The sequence below is a fragment of the Streptomyces sp. NPDC004610 genome (genome assembly GCF_040609715.1).
Lineage (GTDB): Bacteria > Actinomycetota > Actinomycetes > Streptomycetales > Streptomycetaceae > Streptomyces.
Map to the genome: position 1 here is coordinate 1 of NZ_JBEXLA010000015.1, position 24,473 is coordinate 24,473.

General features: G+C 70.1%; 19 protein-coding genes. 12 read left to right on the top strand and 7 right to left on the bottom strand.

Going from position 1 to position 24,473, the window contains the following annotated elements; translation table 11 throughout:
* Positions 1–249: hypothetical protein (locus ABZX40_RS18400; protein WP_355741705.1), on the top strand; the 249-nt coding region annotated here is incomplete at its 5' end.
* Between the two features lie 231 nt (positions 250–480).
* On the opposite strand, the gene ABZX40_RS18405 is transcribed toward ABZX40_RS18400, so the two are convergent.
* Together ABZX40_RS18405 and ABZX40_RS18410 are read right to left on the bottom strand one after the other, a co-directional pair.
* On the bottom strand, positions 481–924 hold the full coding sequence (locus ABZX40_RS18405; protein ID WP_355750740.1) for an ALF repeat-containing protein: 444 nt from the start codon (positions 922–924) through the stop codon (positions 481–483).
* 146 nt (positions 925–1,070) lie between these two features.
* The gene (locus ABZX40_RS18410; RefSeq protein ID WP_355750743.1) at positions 1,071–2,198 is read right to left on the bottom strand and encodes an alpha/beta hydrolase; all 1,128 of its coding nucleotides are present in this window, start codon (positions 2,196–2,198) and stop codon (positions 1,071–1,073) included.
* Positions 2,199–2,949: 751 nt separating this feature from the next.
* Here ABZX40_RS18410 and ngcE point away from each other — a divergent pair.
* The 10 genes from ngcE to ABZX40_RS18460 all read left to right on the top strand — a co-directional run bounded on the left by ngcE (position 2,950) and on the right by ABZX40_RS18460 (position 16,701).
* Entirely contained in the window at positions 2,950–4,449 is a 1,500-nt protein-coding gene (gene ngcE / locus ABZX40_RS18415) for an N-acetylglucosamine/diacetylchitobiose ABC transporter substrate-binding protein (protein ID WP_355750746.1), read from the top strand.
* 68 nt (positions 4,450–4,517) lie between these two features.
* Positions 4,518–5,444 (top strand): sugar ABC transporter permease, encoded by a 927-nt coding sequence (locus ABZX40_RS18420; protein WP_355750749.1) that lies wholly within the window; start codon positions 4,518–4,520, stop codon positions 5,442–5,444.
* 5 nt (positions 5,445–5,449) lie between these two features.
* Entirely contained in the window at positions 5,450–6,400 is a 951-nt protein-coding gene (locus tag ABZX40_RS18425) for a carbohydrate ABC transporter permease (RefSeq protein WP_355750752.1), read from the top strand.
* 207 nt (positions 6,401–6,607) lie between these two features.
* On the top strand, positions 6,608–7,807 hold the full coding sequence (locus ABZX40_RS18430; protein ID WP_355750754.1) for an ROK family transcriptional regulator: 1,200 nt from the start codon (positions 6,608–6,610) through the stop codon (positions 7,805–7,807).
* A gap of 133 nt (positions 7,808–7,940) precedes the next feature.
* The gene (locus tag ABZX40_RS18435) at positions 7,941–9,047 is read left to right on the top strand and encodes a substrate-binding domain-containing protein (protein ID WP_355750783.1); all 1,107 of its coding nucleotides are present in this window, start codon (positions 7,941–7,943) and stop codon (positions 9,045–9,047) included.
* 132 nt (positions 9,048–9,179) lie between these two features.
* Positions 9,180–9,971: an ATP-binding cassette domain-containing protein gene (locus ABZX40_RS18440; protein ID WP_355750757.1), complete on the top strand. Its 792-nt coding sequence runs from the start codon at positions 9,180–9,182 to the stop codon at positions 9,969–9,971.
* Entirely contained in the window at positions 9,968–11,260 is a 1,293-nt protein-coding gene (locus ABZX40_RS18445) for a sugar ABC transporter permease (protein ID WP_355750760.1), read from the top strand. Before ABZX40_RS18440 ends, ABZX40_RS18445 begins: the two co-directional genes overlap by 4 nt.
* Positions 11,261–11,503: 243 nt before the next feature.
* The gene (dxs, locus tag ABZX40_RS18450) at positions 11,504–13,423 is read left to right on the top strand and encodes a 1-deoxy-D-xylulose-5-phosphate synthase (RefSeq protein ID WP_355750763.1); all 1,920 of its coding nucleotides are present in this window, start codon (positions 11,504–11,506) and stop codon (positions 13,421–13,423) included.
* Positions 13,424–13,644: 221 nt separating this feature from the next.
* Positions 13,645–15,156, top strand: coding sequence for an amino acid permease (locus ABZX40_RS18455; protein WP_355750766.1), 1,512 nt, complete (start codon positions 13,645–13,647; stop codon positions 15,154–15,156).
* Between the two features lie 39 nt (positions 15,157–15,195).
* Entirely contained in the window at positions 15,196–16,701 is a 1,506-nt protein-coding gene (locus ABZX40_RS18460) for a glycosyltransferase family 39 protein (protein WP_355750769.1), read from the top strand.
* A gap of 34 nt (positions 16,702–16,735) precedes the next feature.
* Here the strand turns inward: ABZX40_RS18460 and ABZX40_RS18465 are convergent, their stop codons facing one another.
* Entirely contained in the window at positions 16,736–17,101 is a 366-nt protein-coding gene (locus ABZX40_RS18465; RefSeq protein ID WP_355750772.1) for an NTP pyrophosphohydrolase, read from the bottom strand.
* A gap of 65 nt (positions 17,102–17,166) precedes the next feature.
* On the opposite strand from ABZX40_RS18465, the gene ABZX40_RS18470 reads away from it, so the two are divergent.
* Positions 17,167–18,195 carry a hypothetical protein gene (locus ABZX40_RS18470; protein ID WP_355750774.1) on the top strand — a complete coding sequence of 343 codons (1,029 nt, stop codon included), beginning with the start codon at positions 17,167–17,169 and terminating at the stop codon, positions 18,193–18,195.
* Between the two features lie 189 nt (positions 18,196–18,384).
* Here the strand turns inward: ABZX40_RS18470 and ABZX40_RS18475 are convergent, their stop codons facing one another.
* The 4 genes from ABZX40_RS18475 to ABZX40_RS18490 form a co-directional block, all read right to left on the bottom strand.
* Entirely contained in the window at positions 18,385–20,520 is a 2,136-nt protein-coding gene (locus ABZX40_RS18475; protein WP_355750777.1) for a 3-hydroxyacyl-CoA dehydrogenase NAD-binding domain-containing protein, read from the bottom strand.
* The gene (locus ABZX40_RS18480) at positions 20,517–21,734 is read right to left on the bottom strand and encodes an acetyl-CoA C-acyltransferase (protein ID WP_355750780.1); all 1,218 of its coding nucleotides are present in this window, start codon (positions 21,732–21,734) and stop codon (positions 20,517–20,519) included. The genes ABZX40_RS18475 and ABZX40_RS18480 overlap by 4 nt, the downstream gene beginning before the upstream one ends.
* Positions 21,735–22,077: 343 nt before the next feature.
* Complete coding sequence (locus ABZX40_RS18485; protein ID WP_355740080.1) at positions 22,078–23,409, bottom strand: ribonuclease D; 1,332 nt, start codon at positions 23,407–23,409, stop codon at positions 22,078–22,080.
* Positions 23,410–23,575: 166 nt separating this feature from the next.
* Positions 23,576–24,238, bottom strand: a complete 663-nt coding sequence (locus tag ABZX40_RS18490) for a response regulator transcription factor (protein WP_003972894.1) — start codon at positions 24,236–24,238, stop codon at positions 23,576–23,578.
* Positions 24,239–24,473 lie beyond the last annotated feature (235 nt).

Below are 24,473 nucleotides of genomic sequence, written 5' to 3' on the forward strand. Positions count from 1 at the left end.
AGCATCCTCGCCGACCGCCCCCACCGACCCCTCACCGGCGAAACCGTCCTCGACACCGCCACCGACGACATCGGCGAGGTCGTCGGCTACCTCCTGCGCCCCCTGGAACCCGGCCGCCCCTGGACCGCCGACCCCGACAACATCCGCCGCCCGGAGCGGGATCGTCTGATCCGGGCCCGACTCGCCCGCCGCACCCACCTCCCGGCGGGCCTCGTCCCCGCCCCGCCCACGGGCCTCACCCGTGACTGAACCGCCCCCGACCACCGAGGAGAAGGCCCGGCCACCCAGGAGTTCCGATGGCCTCCTCTGGAGCGGAGCCCTCATGCTCCTCGTCTGGTCGTCCGTCTTCGCGTTCGTGATGTCCGTGGTCCTGGCGCATGGACATGCACAGGGACGATGAACGGGCGGCGGGACCCGGTTGCCCGCCGCCCGCCGCCCGCCGCCCGTCATCTGTCATCCGTCGTGATTCCGGATCGGTCGTCAGCCGACCTCGTACCGCCCGACCTCCAGGAAGTGCCGCAGCGCCTCCGGGGTGCCGTCGGTGAGGGCGGCGTTGGCGGCGGCGCGCAGGGCGGCGCTGATGGTGGGGTCGGCGAGGATCCGGAAGATGGCGACCCGGTCGTCCTCGGCCTGGGCGAGGCGATAGCCCGTCTCCAGCCAGGCGCGCATCTCCTCCACGGTGCCGTTGTCGAGGAGGGCGTTCGCTTCCGCGATGACGCGTCGGCCGCTGTCCGGGTCGGCGAGGATCCGGAATATCTCGACCCGCAGGTCGTCCGCGTCCATCTCGTCGTAGGGAGAGTCCGCCGTCGCGACGGTGATCGCGGGCGCGGCCGGTGCGGGCGCGGCCAGGGACGGCGTGGTGAACAGCAGCACCGGGGCCAGAGCACCCGCGGCCAGAGCCAGGATCGTACGGGTCGATCGCATCAGGTCAACCACCTTTGTCATGTACAAGGAGTGGGCCGCCGGTATCCACGCCGAGGCGAGCACGCCGCCGCAGTGTCCTGGTCGGGCAGTCTTCGACGATCACGCTTGCCGGTGGCGGACACCACCGCGACCGGCAAGCGCGGGGCCTAGCGGTCGATCTTCTTGTCCAGGAAGCCCGTGATCACGTCCATCACCTTCTGCGTGGACCACTGCTGGCCGGCGTCCGGGTCGCCGAGGAACGACATGTCGCCGTGGTTGCCGCCCTGGACGACATAGCGGGTCGCCTCGACGCCCTTGGCCTTGAGGTCGTTGAGGTAGATGAGGGACTGACTGGGCGAGATGATCTGGTCCTGGTCGCCCTGGAGCAGGATGACCGGGGCCGACGAGGACCTGCGCAGATAGGTCGCGGGGTTCGCGGCCCGGTTCGCGGCGGGGTTCGTCGCCACGGTCTGGGTCGAACCGACCCCGAAGACATAGTTGTTGATGAAGCTGCCGGGTGCCATGTACGTCGCCTTCGTCGCGGCGTCGAAGTCGTCGGCGACGGCGGCCAGGTTGCTCGCGCCGAACTCGTCCACGACGGCCTGCACGGAACTGCTCTGGTTCAGGTTCTCGCCTATGTCGAACCGCTTGATCCCGTTCGTGGCCCCGGCCATGGCCGCGAGGTACCCGCCCGCCGACTGCCCCCAGACGGCGACCTTGTCGGCGTCGATGCCGTACTCGTCGGCATGCGCCCGCAGATAGCGGATCGCGGACTTCACATCGGCGAGGCCGTCCTCGTACGTGGCCCCGCTGGTCCGCGTGGTGCGGTACTCGATGCTGGCGACCGCGTAGCCCTGGTCCGCCACATAGGTGCGCTGGCCCAGGTTGGCGGTCTTGTTCGCGGTGACGAAGCCGCCGCCGGTGAGGTAGACGACCAGCGGCTTGTCACCCGGGGTGGCCGGGACCTGGAGGTCCAGCTGGAGGTCCGTCTCCACTCCGTTGGTGGTGGGGGTGGAGTAGGTGATGTCCTCGTGGAGCGTCGGCGGGGTGGTGCTGCACTGCATCTGCGGGCCGTCCGGGACGATCACCGTGCTGGTGCTGGTGTCCGTCGGCTTCACCGAGCTGGCGACCGGGATCGGCCCGGTGACTCCGGGCGCCTCGGTCGGCGTGGGGCAGGGGCCGAGCTGCGCCGCGGCGGTGGCCGCCACGGCCGGGGTCCCGGTGGAACTGACGGCGAGTCCGAGTCCGAGGAGCACGACACCGGCGATGTTCCTGGCCGCGAGGGATGCGGACATGGGGGAGCCTCCTGTGAAATGGATGAATCTATCCGTTTGAAGGTAGCTCGGCTTCCTATGAGAGAAGCGCCCCATTTCACAGGGGATTGCCAGCCGTTTCATCGGTGATCGACGGGGGGTGAGGGTCCACATCGGCTCCGGTCGCCGCCGGGCTCGCCGGGCTCACAGGGCTCGCCGGGCTCACAGGGCTCGCCGGGCTCACAGGGCTCGCCGGGCTCACAGGGTTCACCGGACTCGCCGGGTTTGCCGGACTCACCGGGTCCTCCGAGCCCTCCGGACTCGCCCTCGCCGCAGTCCGATCGTCGGTGACCGGAATCCGCTGGCCGGTGACCCGGATGGCGAAGCGGAACGGAAAAGGAGGCGGACGGGCTCAGGTCGTCCACAGTGATCGCACATGTCGGGGAGGTCTCAACTCGGAAAAGACCACCGTCGAACCCTGCGCTCGATCTTGCTCCGGCCCCCGGAAGTGGACTATACCTGTCGGCCACCAGGCGGTGTTCGTCCTGGGGAACGCGGCATGTCACGCACTGTTTCGGTGCGTCTCGTACGACCCTCGAATCACGAGCAGGACCACGAGAACGACCACGCACGGCCCGTACGCCCCGCAAGCCCGTAAGCCCTGCACACCCCCCATTTCCCGCACCACTCTTCCCGCACCACCCTTCGTGCACGAACCAGCTCGACCCGATCGCGGTGCCCGGCAAGTGATCCGGTTCACCGCCTGAGTCCTGGAGAAGGCGAGGACTTGAGCATGGGATCCCTTTCCGGCGTGAACGAGAACCAGAACGAGCACCACAGCGAGCCCCACCACGAGAACCGGAGTGAAGAGCGTGGCGTCGGTCGCCGCAACCTCATCAAGCGCTCCGCCGCGCTCGGCCTGATCACCGTCCCCACGATGAGCTTCCTCTCCGCGTGTGCCAGCGGCGGTGGCGGGGACAGTCAGGAGAAGGCCGAGTCCGGGGAGAAGACCGACAAGAACCCGCTCGGGGTCAACAACTCCGCCGGGATGGAGTTCGTCCTCTTCGACGGCGGCTTCGGCAAGGAGTACGCCGAGGACGCGGTCAAGATCTACGAGACCGCCTTCCCCGAGGCCGCCGTCAAGTTCTCCGCCACCCAGAAGATCCAGTCCACCCTCCAGCCCCGCTTCAACCAGGGCAGCCCGCCGGACCTGATCGACAACTCCGGCGCCGAGCAGATGGACATGGGTGTGCTGGTCGGCAAGAACCAGCTCACCGACCTCACCCCGCTGCTGGACGCCGCCTCGTACGACGACCCGGCGAAGAAGGTCCGCGACACCCTGCGCCCCGGCATCGTGGAGATGGGCCAGTTCGACGGCGACCCGGTGTGGATCCTGTACTACGCCTACACGGTCTACGGCGTCTGGTACTCGCAGAAGGCGCTGGACTCGCTGGAGGTCGAGTACCCGCAGACCTGGGACGAGATGCTCGCCGTCTGCGCCGCCGCCAAGAAGAAGGGCATCGCGGGCTGGACGTACGCGGGCAAGTACCCGTACTACATCCCGTTCTCGCTGTACCCGATGATCGGCAAGGTCGGTGGGCGGGAGGTGCTGGACGCCATCGACAACCTGGAGCCGAACGCCTGGAAGCACCCGGCCGTCAAGACCTGCTTCGAGGCGTACTACGAGCTCCAGGCCAAGGGATATGTACTCAAGGGCACCCCGGGGCTCGACCACATCCAGTCGCAGACCGCGTGGGCCGAGGGCAAGGCGCTGTTCCTGCCGAACGGCTCCTGGGTGGAGAACGAGTCGGCGAACGTGATCCCCGCCGACTTCAACCTCGCCGTCTCCGCGCCGACCGGCATCGACAGCTCCGACAAGATGCCCTTCGGCACCATCTGGGCGTCCGGCGGTGAGCCCTTCATCGTCCCGGCCCAGGCGAAGAACGCCCCCGGCGGCATGGAGCAGCTGAGGATCATGCTCAGCGAGGCGTCGTCCAAGAACTTCACCGGCAAGGTGAAGTCGCTGACCGCCTACGACGGCGGCACGGACGGGGTCGAGCTGACCCCGGGGCTGAAGTCGGGTGTGGCGGCGCTGGACCTCGCCGGGGACAACGTGGTGAACCCGCGGCTCCAGGACTGGTACGTGAAGCTCCAGAAGGAGCAGATCGGTGTCGGCGGGCTCGGGGAGATGATGGCGGGGCGGCTCACCCCGGCGGAGGCCATCAACAAGATCCAGGGCTATGCCGACGAGGCCGCCAAGGACGACTCCATCAAGCACTACAAGCACCAGTAGGGCGGTAGTGATCAGGTGAGGATCCGTCACCAGCGGCGGCACCCGCGCACAGATCGGGGTCGGTAGCAATGCAGCACGGCAAGTACCGGTTCATCGTGGGGTTCCTCGCGGCACCCCTCGCGCTGTACGCCCTCTTCGTCGTCTGGCCGTTCATCCAGTCCATCTACTACTCGTTCACGGACTGGACCGGCCTGAGTCCCGACTTCAAGATGGTCGGCTTCGACAACTACGAAAGAATGCTCGACGACGAGATCTTCTGGAAGTCGTTGCAGCACAGCCTGCTGTTCGCGCTGCTGGTGCCGCTGGTGACGATCGGCCTGGCGCTGTTCTTCGCCTTCATGATCAATGTGGGCGGCCGGAAGCGGAAGGGCGGGCCCGCGATCACGGGGGTCCGGGGCTCGTCCTTCTACAAGATCGTGTACTTCTTCCCGCAGGTGCTGTCCATCGCGATCGTGGCCCTGCTGTTCGCCTTCGCGTACAACCCGGACAGCGGCGCCATCAACTCCGTCCTGCGGGGGATCGGGCTGGACGGCATCCAGCCGCTCTGGCTCGGTGACCCCAATCTGGCGCTGTGGGCCGTGATGGCGGTGCTGGTGTGGTCCACGGTCGGGTTCTTCGTGGTCCTCTTCTCCGCGGGCATGGCCTCCATCCCGGCGGAGATGTACGAGGCGGCGCTGCTGGACGGCGCCGGGCGGGCCACCACCTTCTTCAAGGTGACCCTGCCGCTGCTGTGGGACACCGTGCAGTCCGGCTGGGTCTATATGGGCATCCTCGCCCTGGGCGCCGAGTCCTTCGCCGTCGTGCAGATCATGACGGTCGGCCCCGGCGGCCCCGACTACTCGACCACCGTGATGGTCCTGTACGTCTACCAGAAGGCGTTCCGGGACGGTCAGGCCGCCTACGCCACCACCATCGGCGTCGCCCTGCTCGTCGTCACCCTGGTGTTCGCCGCCGCCGTGATGCGGCTGGGCCGGCGCGAGCGGCTGGAGTACTGAGACAGATGAAGACGACCCAGAGCCCTGCTGCCGGGCCCCCCGCCGAGCCCGTCGGATCCGGTGCCGTGACCCTCGCCAAGACCGACGGCGGGGGCACCCCGTCGGCGGGTCCGCCCGTCAAGAAGAAGAAGGACGGCTCCGTCCTCAATGTCTTCTCCCATGGCGTCCTGATCATCTGGGCGATCATGGTGGTGATGCCGCTGCTGTGGGCGGTGATGACCTCCTTCAAGGACGACCGCTCGATCTTCTCCTCGCCCTGGTCGCTCCCCGACCGGCTGCACTTCGACAACTGGTCGCGGGCCTGGACCGAGGCCAATATGAGCGACTACTTCCTCAACACCGTCCTGGTGGTGGGGGGTTCGCTCATCGGCACCCTGCTGCTCGGCTCCATGGCCGCCTATGTGCTGGCCCGCTTCGAGTTCCCCGGCAACCGGTTCCTCTACTACCTGTTCGTCGGCGGGATGAGCTTCCCCATCATGCTGGCCCTGGTCCCCCTGTTCTACGTGGTCAACAACATGGGCCTGCTGAACACCATCCACGGGCTGATCCTGGTCTACATCGCCTACTCGCTGCCCTTCACGGTGTTCTTCCTGACCGCGTTCTTCCGCACCCTGCCGACCTCGATCGCGGAAGCCGCCTTCGTCGACGGCGCCTCGCACTCGCGGACGTTCTTCCAGATCATGCTGCCGATGGCCAAGCCGGGGCTGGTGAGTGTCGGGATCTTCAACTTCCTCGGGCAGTGGAACCAGTACATGCTGCCCACGGTCCTCAACACCGACCCCGACAAACGCGTCCTCACCCAGGGCCTGGTCCAGCTCGCCGTCAGCCAGGGCTACAAGGGCGACTGGTCCGGGCTCTTCGCCGGGCTGGTGATGGCGATGCTGCCGGTGCTGGCCGCGTACATCGTCTTCCAGCGCCAGGTCGTCCAGGGGCTCACGGCGGGCGCCCTGAAGTGACCCGCCGGTAACGCCATGAAGTGACACTCCGCAAACGGTTAATGACACGCCGCTCCCCGCCCAGGGCAGCGGCGTGTCAGGCATGTCCGGCGACGGGGATCAAGTTCAACCTCTTGACGGGAGGTGACCAAAACAGGTCAGCTAATAGTTCACTAGTTGGACATAGACGGGGTCCCATCGGCGCGACCCCGTGCGCGGGAGGTCGTCGTGGAGACTCCGGGGTCGCAGTCGTCGCTGCACCGAGCCAACCTGGAGCGGGTCGTACGGGCCGTACGGCTGGCCGGATCACTCACGCAGGCGGAGATCGCCCGGACCACCGGTCTGTCCGCCGCCACCGTCTCCAACATCGTGCGCGAACTCAAGGACGGCGGCACCGTCGAGGTCACCCCCACCTCGGCCGGGGGCCGCCGGGCCCGCAGTGTCTCCCTGAGCGGGGACGCCGGGATCGTGATCGGCGTCGACTTCGGGCACACCCACCTCAGGGTCGCCGTCGGCAACCTCGCCCACCAGGTGCTCGCCGAGGAGGCCGAGCCCCTCGATGTGGACGCCTCCGCGCCACAGGGCTTCGACGCGGCGGAAGCCCTGGTCAACCGGCTGATCGCGGCGACCGGAGTGGACCGTACGAAGATCGCCGGGCTCGGGCTCGGGGTACCCGGGCCGATCGATGTGGAGTCCGGCACGCTCGGCTCCACCGCCATCCTGCCAGGCTGGACCGGCACCCGCCCCGCCGAGGAACTGCGCGGGCGGCTCGGCGTCCCGGTGCACATCGACAACGACGCCAATCTCGGCGCCCTCGGAGAACTGGTCTGGGGCGCCGGCAAGGGCGTCCGCGATCTGGCGTACATCAAGGTCAGCAGCGGTGTCGGGGCCGGTCTGGTGATCGACGGGAAGATCTACCGGGGACCCGGCGGCACCGCCGGGGAGATCGGGCACATCACCCTCGACGAGTCCGGCCCGGTCTGCCGCTGCGGCAACCGGGGCTGCCTGGAGACCTTCACCGCCGCCCGCTATGTCCTCCCGCTGCTGCACTCCAGCCATGGCGGCGACCTCACCATGGAGACCGTGGTCCGCCTCGCCCGGGACGGCGATCCGGGCTGCCGCCGGGTCATCGCCGACGTCGGACGGCACATCGGCAGCGGGGTCGCCAACCTCTGCAATCTGCTCAACCCCAGCCGGGTCGTCCTCGGCGGCGATCTCGCCGAGGCCGGTGAGCTGGTCCTCGGCCCCATCCGCGAGTCCGTCGGCCGCTACGCCATCCCCAGCGCCGCCCGCCAACTCTCCGTACTCCCCGGGGCACTCGGCGGCCGGGCCGAGGTGCTCGGCGCCCTCGCCCTCGCCCTCGGCGAGATGGGTGATTCGGCGCTTCTGGATGGCTCATTGGCCGGTTCCGCGCCTGCCTTCACTTAGATAACGTATGGCACCGTTGCCATCTCGTTAAGGATTTACTTCTTGACGTCGTACGTACGGCCGAGTTGACTTCCAGCCACCTCGGCCGCAACGACGCGGCCTCGTCAGGGAGGTTTCTGAAGTGAACACGCGTATGCGTCGCGCCGCCGTAGCCGTCGCAGCAGGTGCGATGGCCGTCTCGCTCGCCGCCTGTGGCAGCGCCGAGGAAGCCGACGGCGCCGGCAGCGACTCCAGCAGCTCCGCCGCCGCCAAGGGCGATGACATCAAGGTCGGCCTTCTCCTCCCGGAGAACAAGACCGCGCGCTACGAGAAGTTCGACCGGCCCCTGATCGAGAAGAAGATCAAGGAGCTGACGAACAACAAGGCGGAGATCCAGTACAACAACGCCCGCCAGGACGCCAACCTCCAGGCCCAGCAGGTCGACACGATGATCACCAACAAGGTGGACGTGCTGATCCTGGACGCCGTGGACGCCAAGGCGATCAAGAACTCCGTGCAGAAGGCCGTCGACGCCGGTATCGAGGTCGTCGCCTACGACCGCCTCGCCGAGGGCCCGATCAGCGCCTACACCTCGTTCGACAACGTCGAGGTCGGCAAGACCCAGGGCGAGGCCCTCCTCGCCGAGCTGGGCGACAAGGCCGGCGACGGCCAGATCGTCATGATGAACGGCTCCGTCACCGACCCGAACGCCGCCATGTTCAAGGAGGGCGCGCACTCCGTCCTCGACGGCAAGGTGGAGATCGGCAAGGAGTACGACACCAAGGAATGGTCGCCGGACAACGCCAACGCCAACATGGAGGCGGCGATCTCGGCGATCGGCAAGGACAAGATCGTCGGCGTCTACTCCGCCAACGACGGCATGGCCGGCGGCATCATCACCGCCCTGAAGGCCGCCGGCATCGATGTCCCGGTCACCGGCCAGGACGCCGAGCTGGCCGCCGTGCAGCGGATCGTCGCCGGTGAGCAGTTCATGAGCGTCTACAAGCCGTACGCCCCCGAGGCCGACGCCGCCGCCGAGATGGCCGTCGCGCTCGCCAAGGGCGAGGACCTCGCCGCCATCGCCAAGGACAAGGTCTCCAGCGACAGCGCCACCGACGTCCCGTCCGTCCTGGTCCCGGTCACCTCGCTGACGGCGGACAACATCAACGACACCGTCATCAAGGACGGCGTCTACACCGCCGCCGAGATCTGCACCGCCAAGTACAAGGCGGCCTGCGACGCGGCCGGCATCGGCGGCTGACCGCCGCACCCCTGCTCCTCCGGCGCCCCGCTTCCAGCCCCGCAAAGCCAGTGCGGGGCGCCGGACGGAACACTTCCCCCCCATACCCCCAGTCTTCGCACAAACCTTCCGCCGGGTCAGGCGGCGAAGGAGATGGTTCACGTGACCGCTACGCCCGTGCTGGCGTTGCGCGGGGTCTCCAAGCGATTCGGTGCCGTCCAGGCGCTCACCGATGTCGAGCTTGAGGTCCACGCCGGTGAGGTGGTCGCCCTGGTCGGCGACAACGGCGCCGGAAAATCCACCCTGGTCAAGACGATCGCCGGAGTCCACCCCATCGACGAGGGTGCCATCGAGTGGGACGGCCGGTCCGTCTCCATCAACCGGCCGCACGACGCCCAGCACCTGGGCATCGCGACCGTCTACCAGGACCTCGCCCTCTGCGACAACATCGATGTCGTGGGCAACCTCTTCCTCGGCCGCGAGCTGAAACGCTTCGGCGTGCTGGACGAGGTCGAGATGGAGCGCCGCTCGCGCGAGCTGCTCCAGACGCTGTCGATCCGCATCCCCAGCGTCCGCATCCCGATCGCCTCGCTCTCCGGCGGTCAGCGCCAGACCGTGGCCATCGCCCGCTCCATGCTGGGCGCCCCCAAGCTGGTCATCCTGGACGAGCCCACCGCCGCCCTCGGCGTCGAGCAGACCGCCCAGGTGCTCGACCTGGTGGAGCGGCTGCGCGAGCGCGGCCTCGCCGTCCTGCTGATCAGCCACAACATGGCCGATGTCAAGGCCGTCGCCGACAAGGTGGCGGTGCTGCGCCTGGGCCGCAACAACGGCGTCTTCGAGGTCAAGACGACCTCCCAGGAGGAGATCATCTCCGCCATCACCGGCGCCACCGACAATGCCGTGACCCGCCGTGCGGCGCGCACGACCGGGGAGGTATCGAAGTGACCAGCCTCGACAAGACGCCCGAACCGGCGCCCACGGTCGTCGACAACCCGGAGGCCGCCGCCGCCGCGGTGACCGCCGTCGATCCCCGGCTGCTGGTGCGCGAGCAGGGCCTCGCCGGGTACCTCGGCGAGTTCAAGCGGAAGATCCGCGCCGGTGAGCTGGGCTCCATCCCGGTCGTCATCGGCCTGATCGTGATCTGTGTCGTCTTCCAGAGCATGAACTCCGCGTTCCTGTCCGCGCAGAACATCAGTGACATCACCGTCACCATGGTCGGCACGGGCATGATCTCCGTCGGCATCGTCTTTGTGCTGCTGCTCGGCGAGATCGACCTCTCCGTCGGCTCGGTCAGCGGCGCCGCCAGCGCCATCGCGGCCGTCCTCGCCGTCAACCAGGGCTGGCCCGAGTGGCTCGCGGTGCTCTTCGCGATCGGCGCGGGCGCGCTGATCGGCGCGGCGCACGGCTTCTTCTTCGCGGTCCTCGGCGCCCCCGCCTTCGCGGTCACCCTGGCCGGGCTGCTGTTCTGGCTCGGCTTCATGCTCCAGACGCTGGGCGAGAACGGCACGATCAACCTCGACAGCGACGGCTTCATCGGCAACCTCACGACGTACTTCTTCACCGATGTCGCCGCCGCGTACGGGCTGGCCGCGGTCGTCACCGGCGTGTTCTTCGTGACGTCGTTCCTCGGGAACCGGCGGCGGGAGGCCGCGGGGGTGCCGTCCCGGCCGATGAGCGACACCCTGCTGCGGACCGTGCTGCTCGCGGTGATCTCGTTCGCCGCGGCCTTTATGTACAACCAGTACAAGGGGCTGCCGCTGGCCACCGTGATCTTCCTGGTGTTCCTGGTCGCCACGGACTTCGTGCTGCGGCGCACCTCCTACGGGCGCAAGGTCTTCGCGCTCGGCGGCAGCGTGGAGGCGTCCCGCCGGGCCGGTATCAATGTCACCGCCGTACGGATCTCGGTGTTCGCGATCTCCGGCGGGTTCGCGGCGATCGGCGGTCTCTTCCTGGCGTCGAAGATCGCCTCCGCCAACCAGAGCGCGGGCGCGGGCGACCTGCTGATGAACGCCATCGCGGCGGCGGTGATCGGCGGCACGTCCCTGTTCGGCGGACGCGGACGGACGTGGAACGCGCTGCTGGGTGTGCTGGTGATCGTCTCCATCCAGTACGGGTTGCAGCTGGAGTCGATCGCGGAGCCGGTGAAGTACATGATCACGGCGGGCGTCTTGTTGACCACGGTTGTCATCGACTCGGTGACTCGGCGTACGCAGAAGACGGCGGGTAGGGCCTGATCTCAGGGGAGCGAGTGCGGGTCGTGGTCGCTCTTCGCGCAGTTCCCCTCGCCCCTTAGGCGCATACAGTCCCCGGTATCGAACACGGTGCCGGGGATTCTGTATGTCATACGGAAGGCTGCTTATGGGTAGAGCCGATCGCGTGATGTATGACGCACTCTCCGGGCGTCGGCGCTCGGGGCGGAAGATTAGACTCGACGAGCCCGGCAACAGCTCGAACAGCTCTACTGCAAGGAGGCACGGGTGCCGCTGCTGACCCGCATCAGGGGACCGCGCGATCTGGACCGGCTCAGCCCGGAGGAGCTGGACCAGCTGGCCGGAGAGATCCGGAGCTTCCTGGTCGACGCCGTCGCCAAGACCGGCGGCCACCTCGGCCCCAACCTCGGCGTGGTCGAGCTGACCCTCGCGCTGCACCGCGTGTTCGACTCGCCCAAGGACCGGGTGCTCTGGGACACCGGCCACCAGGCGTATGTCCACAAGCTGATCACCGGGCGCCAGGACTTCGGCCGGCTGCGCGCCAAGGGCGGGCTCTCCGGCTACCCCTCCCGCGCCGAGTCCGATCACGATGTGATCGAGAACAGCCACGCCTCCACCGTCCTCGGCTGGGCCGACGGCCTCGCCAAGGCCAACCAGCTGCTGAAGAGGGACGACCATGTCGTCGCCGTGATCGGCGACGGGGCGCTGACCGGCGGGATGGCCTGGGAGGCGCTCAACAACATCGCCGACGGCGACCGCCCCCTGGTCATCGTCGTCAACGACAACGAGCGGTCGTACGCGCCCACCATCGGCGGCCTCGCCAACCATCTGGCGACCCTGAGGACGACCGACGGCTATGAGCGCTTCCTCGCCCGGGGCAAGGACCTGCTGGAGCGCACCCCGGTCGTCGGGCGGCCCCTGTACGACACCCTGCACGGCGCCAAGAAGGGCCTCAAGGACTTCATCGCCCCGCAGGGCATGTTCGAGGACCTCGGTCTGAAGTACGTCGGCCCGATCGACGGGCACGACATCGAGGCGCTGGAGTCCGCGCTGAACCGGGCCAAACGGTTCGGCGGCCCGGTCATCGTGCACTGCCTCACCGAGAAGGGCCGCGGCTACGAGCCCGCCGAGCAGGACGAGGCCGACCGCTTCCACGGCATCGGCCCCATCCACCCCGACACCGGCCTCCCCATCAAGGCGTCCGCGGCGAGCTGGACCTCGGTCTTCGGTGACGAGATGGTCAAGCTGGGGCGCGAGCGCGGGGACATCGTCGCCATCACCGCCGCCATGCTCCAGCCGGTCGGCCTGAAGAAGTTCGCCGAGGAGTTCCCCGACCGGATCTACGACGTCGGCATCGCCGAGCAGCACGCCGCCGTCTCCGCGGCCGGTCTCGCCACCGGCGGCGTCCACCCGGTCTTCGCGGTGTACGCCACCTTCCTCAACCGCGCCTTCGACCAGGTGCTGATGGATGTCGCCCTGCACAGGTGCGGAGTGACGTTCGTCCTGGACCGGGCGGGCGTCACCGGCGACGACGGCGCCTCGCACAACGGTATGTGGGACATGTCCATGCTCCAGGTGGTGCCGGGCCTCCGGATCGCCGCCCCGCGCGACGCCGAGCAGCTGCGGACGCAGTTGCGGGAGGCGGTCACCGTCGAGGACGCGCCGACCGTGCTGCGCTACTCCAAGGGCGTCGTCGGCCCGGCCGTCCCCGCCGTCGGCCGCGTCGGCGGCATGGACGTACTGCGCGAGCCCGGCACCGAGACCCCCGATGTGCTGCTGGTCTCCGTGGGCGCCCTCGCCCCGATGTGCCTGGACATCGCCACCCTGCTGGACCGGCAGGGCATCTCCGCCACCGTCGTCGACCCGCGCTGGGTCAAGCCGGTGGACGAGGCCCTCGCCCCGCTGGCCGAGCGGCACCGCGTCGTCGTCACCGTCGAGGACAACTCCCGGGTCGGCGGGGTCGGCTCCGCCGTCGCCCAGGCCCTCAGGGACGCCGGGGTGGATGTACCGCTGCGCGACTTCGGTATCCCGCCCCGCTTCCTCGACCATGCCTCGCGCGCCGAGGTGATGGCCGAGATCGGGCTGACCGCGCCGGACATCGCCCGGCAGGTCACCGGCCTGGTCGCCAAGCTGGACGGCAAGTACGGCCAGGCCGCGGCGGATGAGGTCGAGGCCGCCCGCGACTGACCCCCGCCATGACCCTCACGACCGACGCCCGGGACTGACCCCCGCGACCGACTCCCGCGCCCCGTCCAGACGCCACGCCGTACGGACACCCGAACGGGCCGGTTCCCTCCCCGGCACGGGTGGTGGAACCGGCCCATTCGCGTGACGCCGCTCGTGCCGGGGCATACGCAGGCCACCCCCTCTCGATCATGTCGGGGACGGCAAGCGTGGGAGGTACACCCGTGAGCAGCACCCTCTTCCGGACGAAGAAGGTCGAGCAGTCCATCCGTGACACCGAGGAGCCGGAACACGCGCTGAGAAAGTCGCTGTCGGCACTGGACCTGACGGTCTTCGGCGTCGGCGTCATCATCGGCACCGGCATCTTCGTCCTCACCGGGACGGTCGCCAAGAACAACGCCGGACCCGCGGTGGCCCTCGCCTTCGTGGTGGCCGGTGTGGTGTGCGCGCTGGCCGCGCTGTGCTACGCCGAGTTCGCCTCCACGGTCCCGGTGGCCGGCTCCGCCTACACCTTCTCCTACGCCTCGCTCGGTGAACTCCCGGCCTGGATCATCGGCTGGGACCTGGTGCTGGAGTTCGCGCTCGGCACGGCGGTGGTCGCGGTCGGCTGGTCCGGCTACATCGCCTCGCTGCTCTCCAACGCGGGCTGGGAACTCCCGGCGTCGCTCGGCTCCCGGGACGGGGCGACGGGCTTCGGCTTCGACATCCTCGCCGCCGCCCTGGTGCTGGTCCTCACCTTCGTGCTGGTGCTCGGCATGAAGCTGTCCGCGCGGATCACCTCCATCGTCGTCGCCATCAAGGTGGCGGTGGTGCTCATCGTGATCATCGCCGGGTCCTTCTTCATCACCGGCAGCAACTACGACCCGTTCATCCCCGAGTCCCAGCCGGTACCGGCGGGCGGCGACCTCCAGGCGCCGCTGATCCAGCTGATGGTCGGCTGGGCGCCCTCCAACTTCGGGGTGATGGGCATCTTCACCGCCGCGTCCGTGGTGTTCTTCGCGTTCATCGGCTTCGATGTCGTCGCCACCGCCGCCGAGGAGACCCGCAACCCCCAGCGGGACATGCCCCGCGGCATCCTCGGCTCCCTGTTCATCTGCACGGTGCTGTACGTGGCGGTGTCGATCGTGGTGACCGGTATGCAGCACTACAGCGAACTCTCCGTCACCGCCCCCCTCGCCGACGCCTTCAAGGCCACCGGCCATCCCTGGTACGCCGGGCTGATCAGCTTCGGCGCCGCCGTCGGCCTCACCACCGTCTGCATGATCCTGCTGCTGGGCCAGACCCGGGTCTTCTTCGCGATGAGCCGGGACGGACTGCTGCCCCGCTTCTTCTCCTACGTCCACCCCCGGTTCAAGACCCCGTACCGGCCGACCATCCTGCTCGGGGTGATCATCGCGATCGTCGCCGGGTTCACCCCGCTCAGCGAGTTGGCCGAACTGGTCAACATCGGCACCCTGTTCGCCTTCGTGGTGGTCGCCATCGGCGTGGTCGTGCTCCGCCGCACCCGCCCCGACCTGCCCCGCTCCTTCCGCACCCCCTGGGTGCCCTGGCTGCCGATCGTGTCGGTCGCCGCGTCCCTGTGGCTGATGCTGAACCTGCCCGCCGAGACCTGGATCCGGTTCGGCGGCTGGATGCTCCTCGGGGTGATCGTCTACTTCCTCTACAGCCGCACCCACAGCCGCCTGGCCCGCGGCGAGGACGAGCCCGCCACCCCACCCTCACCTGACGCGCAGTAACGTTCCCCGATCCCTCCCGGCCCCGTATGTCCTGCTTCGATGGGACGTACGGGGCCGGATAGCGTACGGAGCGTGTGCGCCGCCCCCGTGATCCCCGCGATCCCCGCGACCCCGTCTCCCGCCGAGACCCCCGCCGAGTCCCCCGCGCGGACGGGCCGCTACTGGACCCGGCTGCTGCCGCCGCTCACCGCGCTGGCCTGCCTCACCCGCCTGCCCTCGTTCCGCCACCCCCTGTGGAGCCCCGACGAGGGCTATCTCGCCGTCCAGGCCCGCCTGCTCGCCCACGGCGGCACGCTCTACGAGACCGTCGTCGACCGCAAACCGCCCCTGGTGCCCCTGCTCTACCAGGGCGCCTTCGCGCTCACCGGCTCCGACACCCTCACCGGCGTCCGCGTCCTCGCCGTCGCCGCCCATCTCCTCACCGCCGTGCTGCTGGTGTCGCTGGCCCGCCGCCGCTGGGGCGACCGCGCCGGACGCACCGCGGGCGTCCTCTATCTGCTGATCTCCATCGGCGTGAACCCCGAGGACGCCCAGGCCGCCGGGTTCGAGGTGTTCATGCTGCCCTGCACGGCCGCCGCCCTGTGGTGCGCCGACCGCCGCCGCTGGCTCCCGGCGGGCCTCGCGGTCGCCGCCGCCTTCCTGGTCAAACAGACCGGGGGAGCGGTGCTGCTGCCGGTGCTGTGGCTCTGGCACCGCTCCACCGCAGCCGACCGCCGCGCCCTGCTCGCCCTGACCGCCGGGGCCGTCCCGCCCGTCCTCGCCGCCGCCCTGCTCACCGACCCCGGCGGCTTCCTCTTCTGGACCGTCACCGGCTCCGGCGCCTACGCCTCCCTCACCGGCTCCGAACTCCACGTCCTGGGCCGCGCCCTGGGCAACGCCGCCCTCCTCGCCGCCGCCTGCGCCGCACTGCTCCCCGCCCTCGCCCGCACCCGGAGCCCCGCCACCCGCGACCTGTGGCTCTGGCTCGCCGCCTCCGCCGCCGCCGTCTGCGCCGGCTTCCACTTCTTCGGCCACTACTATCTGCAACTCCTGCCCCCGCTCGCCCTGCTGGCCACCGCCGCCCTCCAGCACACCCCCCGCGACCGCCGCACCCGCGCCCTCTCCCTCACCGCCTGCTGCTGCGCCCTCTTCCTCACCTGGGGCCTGGTCGCCCCCCGTCCCGAACTCGCCCACACCCAGCGCCTCGCCGACGCCACCGCCCGCCGCACCACCCCCGGCGACACCGTCCTGATCTGGGGCATGCACCCGGAGACCTACTGGCTCGCCCACCGCACCCCCGCCACCCGCTATCTCACCGCCGGACTCCTCACCAACTACAGCGGCGGCCGGGACGGCCCCCAGGTCGGTGAGGCATACGCGGTCCCCGGCACCCTCCCCGTCTTCCGCGCCGAACTCGCCGCGCACGCCCCCGCCCTGATCGTCGACGACTCCCGCGGCAAGCCCTACGCCCCGCACCGCGTCCCCACCCTGCGCCGTCTGCTCACCGCCCGCTACCAGGAGGTCGAACGCGTCGACGGCGCGATCCTCTACGCCCGCCTCCGCTGACCCCCGCCTCCGCTGACCCCCCCCAGCAGCGGGACTACCCCCGCACCGACCGGGGCCCCGCGACCTCCGCCCCCAGCTCCACCACCCGCCGCCGCAGCTCCCGGTCCGCCGTCACCACCAGCACCTTCCGCCCCGCCGCAGCCGCGACCAGCGCCACCATGTGATCGTCCCCACTGCCCGGCGCGTCCTCCACCCGCACCCCCGCCACCGACGCGACCCCTCGCGCGGCCCCCTCCACCACCATCACGATCTCCACCGGCCCCTGACGCCCCGGCACCCCGTCCGCCGCCAGCCGGTCCCGCAGCCGCTCCGCCGCCCCCCGCCGGTCCCGCCACCACCCGTCGGGCACCGACCCGACCACGTTCGCCGCGTCCACGATCACCAGCAGGCCGTCACTCATGAGGTCAGGGTCGCACGACCCGCGCGGGCTTCACCCCGCCACCGCATTAAGGTGGGGTCGTGTCAATGGTCCGTACAGTGAACGGCGACTGGCTCATACGCGGCCGAGACGGCCGGCTCAGCGTCTATCTCTCCACCGACGAGGCGGTCCTGTGCCGCGCCGAGAGCGCCCCCGGCGGCCCCTGGGGCCCGGTGCGCCGCGTGGGCGGCGAACAGCGCCTGCACGGCGGCTTCGCGCTCGCCCGGGGCGCCGACGGCTACACCCATCTGGCGGCCTGGCGGCCGACCCGGGGCGAGGAACACGGCCTGGTCCACTCCACACACTTCCGCCCGCTGCTCGCCCCGCTGGACTGGCTGCCCGTCGGCCACCCCAACCGGCAGGGCGCGCGCACCGGCGACCCCGCCGTGGCCGTCGACGAGGCCGGACGCGCCTATGTCTTCGTCCGCAACCGGGGCCTCGGCGTGCACACCGTCAACCAGAAGTCGCGCGGCGGCTGGAACGCGTGGCACGACCTGCGCGGCTCCAAGGTGCACGAGCAACTCGTCGCCGTCACCGCGGAGTCGGGCCTCGTCGCGGTGTACGCCACCAACCCCGACGGCATCCTGCGCTGGCACCAGGCGGAGGCCGGCGCCCGCGCCGAACCGGGCGACCCCCTGCGGGCGGAGGTGGAACCGGGCACGCTCAGCGCCCTGCCCACGTCCAAGGAGCACACCACCCTGTACTACGCCGACCCGCAGGGCACCCTGCACGCCTGGCGCCCCGGCGAGGACCCGGTCCCCCTCCTCCCGGCGGCGGGCCCCGGCCCGGTCGCGACCCTGCGCTGCGACCTCGACGGCCACGACTGCACGATCCTCGCCCAGCGCTCGGCCTCCGGCAGGATCGCCTTCGCCGCGTACCCCACCGAACAGGAGTCCGCGGGCCTGTGGTGGACCGAGTCCGGCCCCCCACTCCCCACGGACACGAGGGTGTCCCTGACCACGGACGAGGAGGGCAGGGTGGTGGCGGCGACGGTGACACCGGAGGGCGTTCTGCGGATCTCCCGCCAGAAGAACGAACCGGGCCTGGCCCTGGCGGCATGGCAGGAAATCCCGTGACCGTGGTGGCAATGGGCGGGGCGGGCGAAGCCTTCCAACGGCCGCCGCCCCCAAGGCTTTTAGGGGCGCTGGGGGTACCCCCTCTGGGGGAGGAACTGCGCGACAAGCCCCCACTCACCCGCACTATGACGACAAACAAAAACGCCGGCCCCCCATACAACCCACGTACAGGGAACCGGCGTAAAACCGCTACGCGCCCGGCACGCTAGCCACCCCGGGCTCCAGGAACCGCGCCCCATTCACCCGCTCGGACACCCCCACCCGATCCAGATACGGCGTGATCCCGCCCAGATGGAACGGCCATCCCGCCCCCGTGATCAGACACAGGTCGATGTCCTGCGCCTCGGCGACGACCCCGTCCGCCAGCATCAGCCCGATCTCCTCGGCGACAGCGTCCAGCACCCGCTCCCGCACCTGCTCCTCCGTCAGCACCGCGTCCCCCTGCCGGAGCAGCCCCGCGACCTCGGGATCCAGCACGGGGGCCCCGCTGTCGTAGACGTAGAACCCGCGCTTGCCCGCCTCGACGACCGCCTTGAGGTTGGGGGAGACGGTGAACCGGTCGGGGAAGGCGTGGTGCAGGGTCTCGGAGACATGCAGGCCGATCGCCGGGCCGACCAGTTCCAGCAGCACCAGCGGGGACATCGGCAGCCCCAGCGGCTCGACCGCCCTCTCGGCGACCGGGACCGGGGTGCCCTCGTCGATGACGTTCTGGATCTCGCCCATGAAGCGGGTCAGGATCCGGTTGACGACGAACGCGGGGGCGTCCTTGACCAGCACAGCGGTCTTCTTCAGCTTGCGGGCCACGGCGAACGCGGTGGCCAGCGAGGCGTCGTCGGTCCGCTCGCCGCGCACGATCTCCAGCAGCGGCAGTACGGCGACCGGGTTGAAGAAGTGGAAGCCGACGACCCGCTCGGGGTGCTTGAGCTGCGAGGCCATCTCCGTCACCGACAGCGAGGAGGTGTTGGTGGCGAGGATCGCGTGCGCCGGGGCGACCGCCTCGACCTCGGCGAACACCTGCTGCTTGACGCCGATCTCCTCGAACACGGCCTCGATCACGAAGTCCGCGTCGGAGAACCCCTCGGCCTTGTCCAGGGTGCCGGTGACCAGGGCCTTGAGGCGGTTGGCCTGGTCCTGCTTGATCCGGCCCTTGCCGAGCAGTTTGTCGATCTCGGCGTGGACATAGCCGACGCCCTTGTCGATCCGCTCCTGGTCGATGTCGGTCAGCACGACCGGCACTTCGAGGCGGCGCAGGAAGAGCAGCGCGAGCTGGGAGGCCATCAGCCCGGCGCCGACGACACCGACCTTGGTGACCGGCCGGGCGAGGCTCTTGTCGGGCGCCCCGGCGGGCCGCTTGGCGCGCTTCTGGACCAGGTTGAACGCGTAGATCCCGGAGCGCAGTTCGCCGCCCATGATGAGGTCGGCGAGGGCGCTGTCCTCGGCGTCGAAGCCACTCTGGAGGTCGCCGTCCTTGACGGCGGCGATGATGTCCAGGGCCCGGTAGGCGGCCGGGGCGGCGCCGTGCACCTTGCCGTCGGCGAGCAGGCGGCCGTGGGCGACGGCCCGGTCCCAGCCCTCGCCGCGGTCGATCGCGGGCCGCTCGACGGTGAGGTCGCCCTTGAGGACCTGGGCGGTCCAGAGCAGTGACTGCTCCAGGAAGTCGGCGCCCTCGAACAGCGCGTCGGCGATCCCGAGGTCGTGGACCTGCTGCCCCTTGAGCTGCCGGTTCTGGTTGAGGCTGTTCTCGACGATCACCGAGATCGCGTTCTCGGGGCCGATCAGGTTCGGCAGCAGGGTGCAGCCGCCCCAGCCGGGGACCAGACCGAGGAAGACCTCGGGGAGCGAGAACGCGGGCACGGCCTTGGACACGGTCCGGTAGGTGCAGTGCAGCCCGACCTCGACGCCACCGCCCATGGCGGCGCCGTTGTAGTAGGCGAAGGTCGGCACGGCGAGACCGGCGAGACGCTTGAAGACATCGTGGCCGCCCTTCGCGATGGCGAACGCGTCGGCGTGCTCCTTGACCAGTTCGACGCCCTTGAGGTCGGCGCCGACGGCGAAGATGAAGGGCTTGCCGGTGAGGCCGACGCCGGTGATCTCCCCGGCCGCGGCCTCCTTCTCGACCTGGTCGATCGCGGTGGCGAGGTTCGCCAGCGACGCCGGTCCGAAGGTGGTCGGCTTGGTGTGGTCGAACCCGTTGTCCAGGGTGATCAGGGCGAACCGCCCGGCCCCGGACGGCAGTTCCAGATGCCGTACGTGCGCCTGCGTCACGACCTCGTCGGGGAACAGCCCGGCCGCGCCCTTCAACAGCTCTGCGGTGGTGGTGCTCACTTGTCCCCCTCGAAGTGCGGGTTCTCCCAGACGACGGTGGCGCCCATGCCGAAGCCGACGCACATGGTGGTGAGGCCGTAGCGGACCTCGGGCTGCTCCTCGAACTGCCGGGCGAGCTGGGTCATCAGCCGCACCCCGGAGGAGGCCAGCGGGTGGCCGTAGGCGATGGCGCCGCCGTACTGGTTGACGCGCGGGTCGTCGTCCGCGATCCCGTAGTGCTCCAGGAAGGCCAGCACCTGGACCGCGAACGCCTCGTTGATCTCGAACAGCCCGATGTCGGAGATGGACAGCCCCGCCTGGGCGAGGGCCTTCTCGGTCGCCGGGATCGGCCCGTAGCCCATCACCTCCGGCTCGACCCCCGCGAAGGAGTACGACACCAGCCGCATCCGCACCGGCAGCCCGTGGGCGCGGGCGAAGTCCTCGGCGGCGATGATCGAGGCGGTGGCCCCGTCGTTCAGCCCGGCCGCGTTGCCCGCCGTGACCCGCCCGTGCACCCGGAACGGCGTCTTCAGGCCCGCCAGATTCTCCAGCGTCGTCCCCGGCCGCATGGGCTCGTCGGCGGTGACCAGCCCCCACCCCGTCTCGCCCACCTCCGGGTTGGTGTTGCGCACCGAGATCGGCACCAGGTCCTGCTGGATCTTCCCGTTCGCGTACGCCTTGGCGGCCTTCTCCTGCGACCGCACCGCGTACTCGTCCGCGCGCCGCTTGGTGATGCCCGGGAAGCGGTCGTGCAGATTCTCCGCGGTCATGCCCATGAACAGGGCCGACTCGTCCACCAGCTTCTCGCTCACGAACCGCGGGTTGGGGTCGACGCCCTCACCCATCGGGTGCCGTCCCATGTGCTCGACACCACCGGCGATGACGGCGTCGTACGCGCCGAAGGCGATGGACCCCGCGGTGGTGGTGACGGCGGTCAGCGCGCCCGCGCACATCCGGTCGATGGAGTAGCCCGGCACGGACTGCGGCAGCCCGGCGAGGATCCCGGCCGTCCGGCCCAGGGTCAGCCCCTGGTCACCGATCTGCGTGGTCGCGGCGATGGCGACCTCGTCGATCTTCGCGGGGTCCAGGTTCGGATTGCGGCGCAGCAGTTCCCGGATGGCCTTCACGACGAGGTCGTCGGCGCGGGTCTCGTGGTAGATGCCCTTCGGGCCCGCCTTGCCGAACGGGGTACGGACGCCGTCCACGAAGACGACGTCCCTGACGGTACGAGGCACGATGGCTCTCCTCCAGAAATGCGGACGCTGAGCGCTTGCTCACCACCATGCTACTTGCCAGTAACGTAGCTGCCCACCCCCCACCCGAAAGGAACACGGAGAACCACCCAAAACCCCCACAACCCACACCCCTCTCAGGGGCGCGGGGAACTGCGCAAAAAAGCGACCACAACCCGCACCCGCCACCCGTCCGGACTTCCCACCCCCCTCTCAGGGGCGCGGGGAACTGCGCAAAAAAGCCACCACGACCGGCACCCGCCACCCGTCCGGACTTCCCACCCCCCTCTCAGGGGCGCGGGGAACTGCGCAAAACCCCCCACGACCCGCACCCACCCCCCCACCCCTACCCCTCCCCACCCCCCGCTTCGGCGGAGCCCTCCCCACCCCCCGCTTTGGCGGAAAACGCACTCACCAAAACCGGCGCCACCAACTCAACCTGCCACTCCCGAGCCCCCAACCCCACCAGAGCCGCACTCACACCCTCGACATCCGCGGCAGCGGCCGGCGGCTCCCAGCAAACCCGCCGCACCGTATCCGGCGTGATCAGATTCTCCTGCGGCAACCCCAGCCGCTCCGCCAGCGCCGTGACCCCCGCCCGCGCCGCCGACAGCCGCGCCGCCGCCTCGGGGTCCTTGTCCGCCCAGGCCCGCGGCGGCGGCGGCCCCGTCACCGCCTGCCCCGGCTGCGGCAGCCGGGACTCCGGCAGCGCACGGGCCCGGTCCACCGCCGCCTGCCACTGCTCCAGCTGGCGCCGCCCGGTCCGCGGCCCGAAGCCGTTCAGCGCGCTCAGCGCCTGGACGGTGGTCGGCACCGCGAGCGCGGCCTCCACGATGGCGGCGTCGGACAGCACCTTGCCCGGTGAGACGTCCCGCCGCTGGGCGATCCGGTCCCGGGTCTGCCACAGCTCGCGCACCACGGCGAGCTGCCGCCGGCGCCGCACCTTGTGCATCCCGGACGTACGCCGCCAGGGGTCCTTGCGGGGTTCGGCGGGCGGCGCGGCGGCGATGGCCGCGAACTCCTGGCGGGCCCATTCCAGCTTGCCCTGCCGGTCCAGCTCCTTCTCCAGCGCGTCCCGCAGATCCACCAGCAGCTCCACGTCCAGCGCCGCGTAGCGCAGCCAGGGCTCGGGGAGCGGGCGGGTGGACCAGTCGACCGCGCTGTGTCCCTTCTCCAGCACGAAGCCGAGCACGCTCTCGACCATCGCGCCGAGCCCCACCCGGGGGAACCCGGCGAGCCGCCCGGCCAGCTCGGTGTCGAAGAGCGTGCTGGGCAGCATGCCTATCTCGCGCAGACAGGGCAGATCCTGGGTGGCGGCGTGCAGCACCCACTCCACACCGGAGAGCGCCTCACCCAGGCCCGACAGATCCGGACAGGCGACCGGATCGATCAGCGCGGTGCCCGCGCCCTCACGGCGCAGCTGCACCAGATACGCCCGCTGCCCGTAGCGGTATCCGGAGGCCCGCTCGGCGTCCACGGCGACGGGGCCGGACCCGGCCGCGAACGCGGCGATCATGGCGGCGAGGGAATCGGCGTCCGCGATCACCGGCGGAATGCCGTCACGCGGTTCGAGCAGCGGTGTCGGCGCCCCAGGAGCAGTGGTACCGCCGTCGTCCGGAGGGGCGCCCCCGGTGGTTCGCAGTGAACTGGCTGCTGCGGTGTCTTGGGCGTCGGTCACCTGTCAAGGGTATCCGTGTACGGACGGCGCCCGCCGACGGAACGTTCCGTCGACGGGCGCGCGAGGGTCGTAAACCAGTCATGTCGGTGAAAGGCCGGGTTCATGGCGGTGGCGGGGGGTGGATGTCAGGGGCAGGGGCACGTGCACGGGAGGAGGGGCGGCGGGGTCAGTGGATGATGCCGGTGCGCAGGGCCACGGCCACCATCCCGGCGCGGTCGCCGGTGCCGAGCTTGCGGGCGATCCGGGCGAGGTGACTCTTGACGGTCAGGGCGGACAGGCCCATGGAGACGCCGATCGCCTTGTTCGACTGGCCCTCCGCGACCAGCCGCAGCACCTCGACCTCACGGCCGGACAGTTCGCGGTAGCCGCCCGGGTGGCTCGGGGCGCCCGGGGGACGGCGGTGCAGCCGGGCGGCGGCGGCTCCGATGGGGGCGGCACCGGGGCGGGTGGGGAGCCCGACGTTGGTGCGGGTACCGGTGACGACATAGCCCTTCACACCGCCCGCCAGGGCGTTGCGCACCGCGCCGATGTCGTCGGCGGCGGACAGGGCGAGGCCGTTGGGCCAGCCCGCGGCGCGGGTCTCCGAAAGGAGCGTGAGGCCGGAACCGTCCGGCAGGTGGACGTCCGCGACACAGATGTCACGCGGGTTGCCGATCCGGGGCCGCGCCTCGGCCACCGACGACGCCTCGATGACATCGCGGACGCCGAGCGCCCACAGATGCCGGGTGACGGTGGAACGGACGCGCGGATCGGCCACGACCACCATCGCGGTGGGCTTGTTCGGACGGTAGGCGACCAGGCTTGCGGGCTGCTCAAGAAGAACGGACACCAGGCCTCCTGGGGTGCGGGACGGGGCCGGCTCGTGGGGATGAAGCCGGTACGAACCGTGCTTTCAAGGTCACTGAGGTCTTCGGCAGCAAACCCGTGGTCCTTTAGAGAATGATCACGATCCAGTGAGTAACAATCCGTGCAATTCGGACACGCGGTCGATCGTCCGAAGATCGAATCGGATCGGTCGGGGCCAATTGAGTGGCCGAAAGTGGCCGAATCGACAAAGTGACGGT

Coding starts and splice junctions, on each gene's coding strand:
- ABZX40_RS18465 (WP_355750772.1), bottom strand. CDS start 17,101: ATGAGTGACGGCCTGCTGGTGATCGTGGACGCGGCGAACGTGGTCGGG.
- ABZX40_RS18405 (WP_355750740.1), bottom strand. CDS start 924: ATGCGATCGACCCGTACGATCCTGGCTCTGGCCGCGGGTGCTCTGGCC.
- ABZX40_RS18470 (WP_355750774.1), top strand. CDS start 17,167: ATGGTCCGTACAGTGAACGGCGACTGGCTCATACGCGGCCGAGACGGC.
- ngcE (WP_355750746.1), top strand. CDS start 2,950: ATGGGATCCCTTTCCGGCGTGAACGAGAACCAGAACGAGCACCACAGC.
- ABZX40_RS18425 (WP_355750752.1), top strand. CDS start 5,450: ATGAAGACGACCCAGAGCCCTGCTGCCGGGCCCCCCGCCGAGCCCGTC.
- ABZX40_RS18420 (WP_355750749.1), top strand. CDS start 4,518: ATGCAGCACGGCAAGTACCGGTTCATCGTGGGGTTCCTCGCGGCACCC.
- ABZX40_RS18460 (WP_355750769.1), top strand. CDS start 15,196: ATGGGACGTACGGGGCCGGATAGCGTACGGAGCGTGTGCGCCGCCCCC.
- ABZX40_RS18410 (WP_355750743.1), bottom strand. CDS start 2,198: ATGTCCGCATCCCTCGCGGCCAGGAACATCGCCGGTGTCGTGCTCCTC.
- ABZX40_RS18440 (WP_355750757.1), top strand. CDS start 9,180: ATGGTTCACGTGACCGCTACGCCCGTGCTGGCGTTGCGCGGGGTCTCC.
- ABZX40_RS18435 (WP_355750783.1), top strand. CDS start 7,941: ATGCGTCGCGCCGCCGTAGCCGTCGCAGCAGGTGCGATGGCCGTCTCG.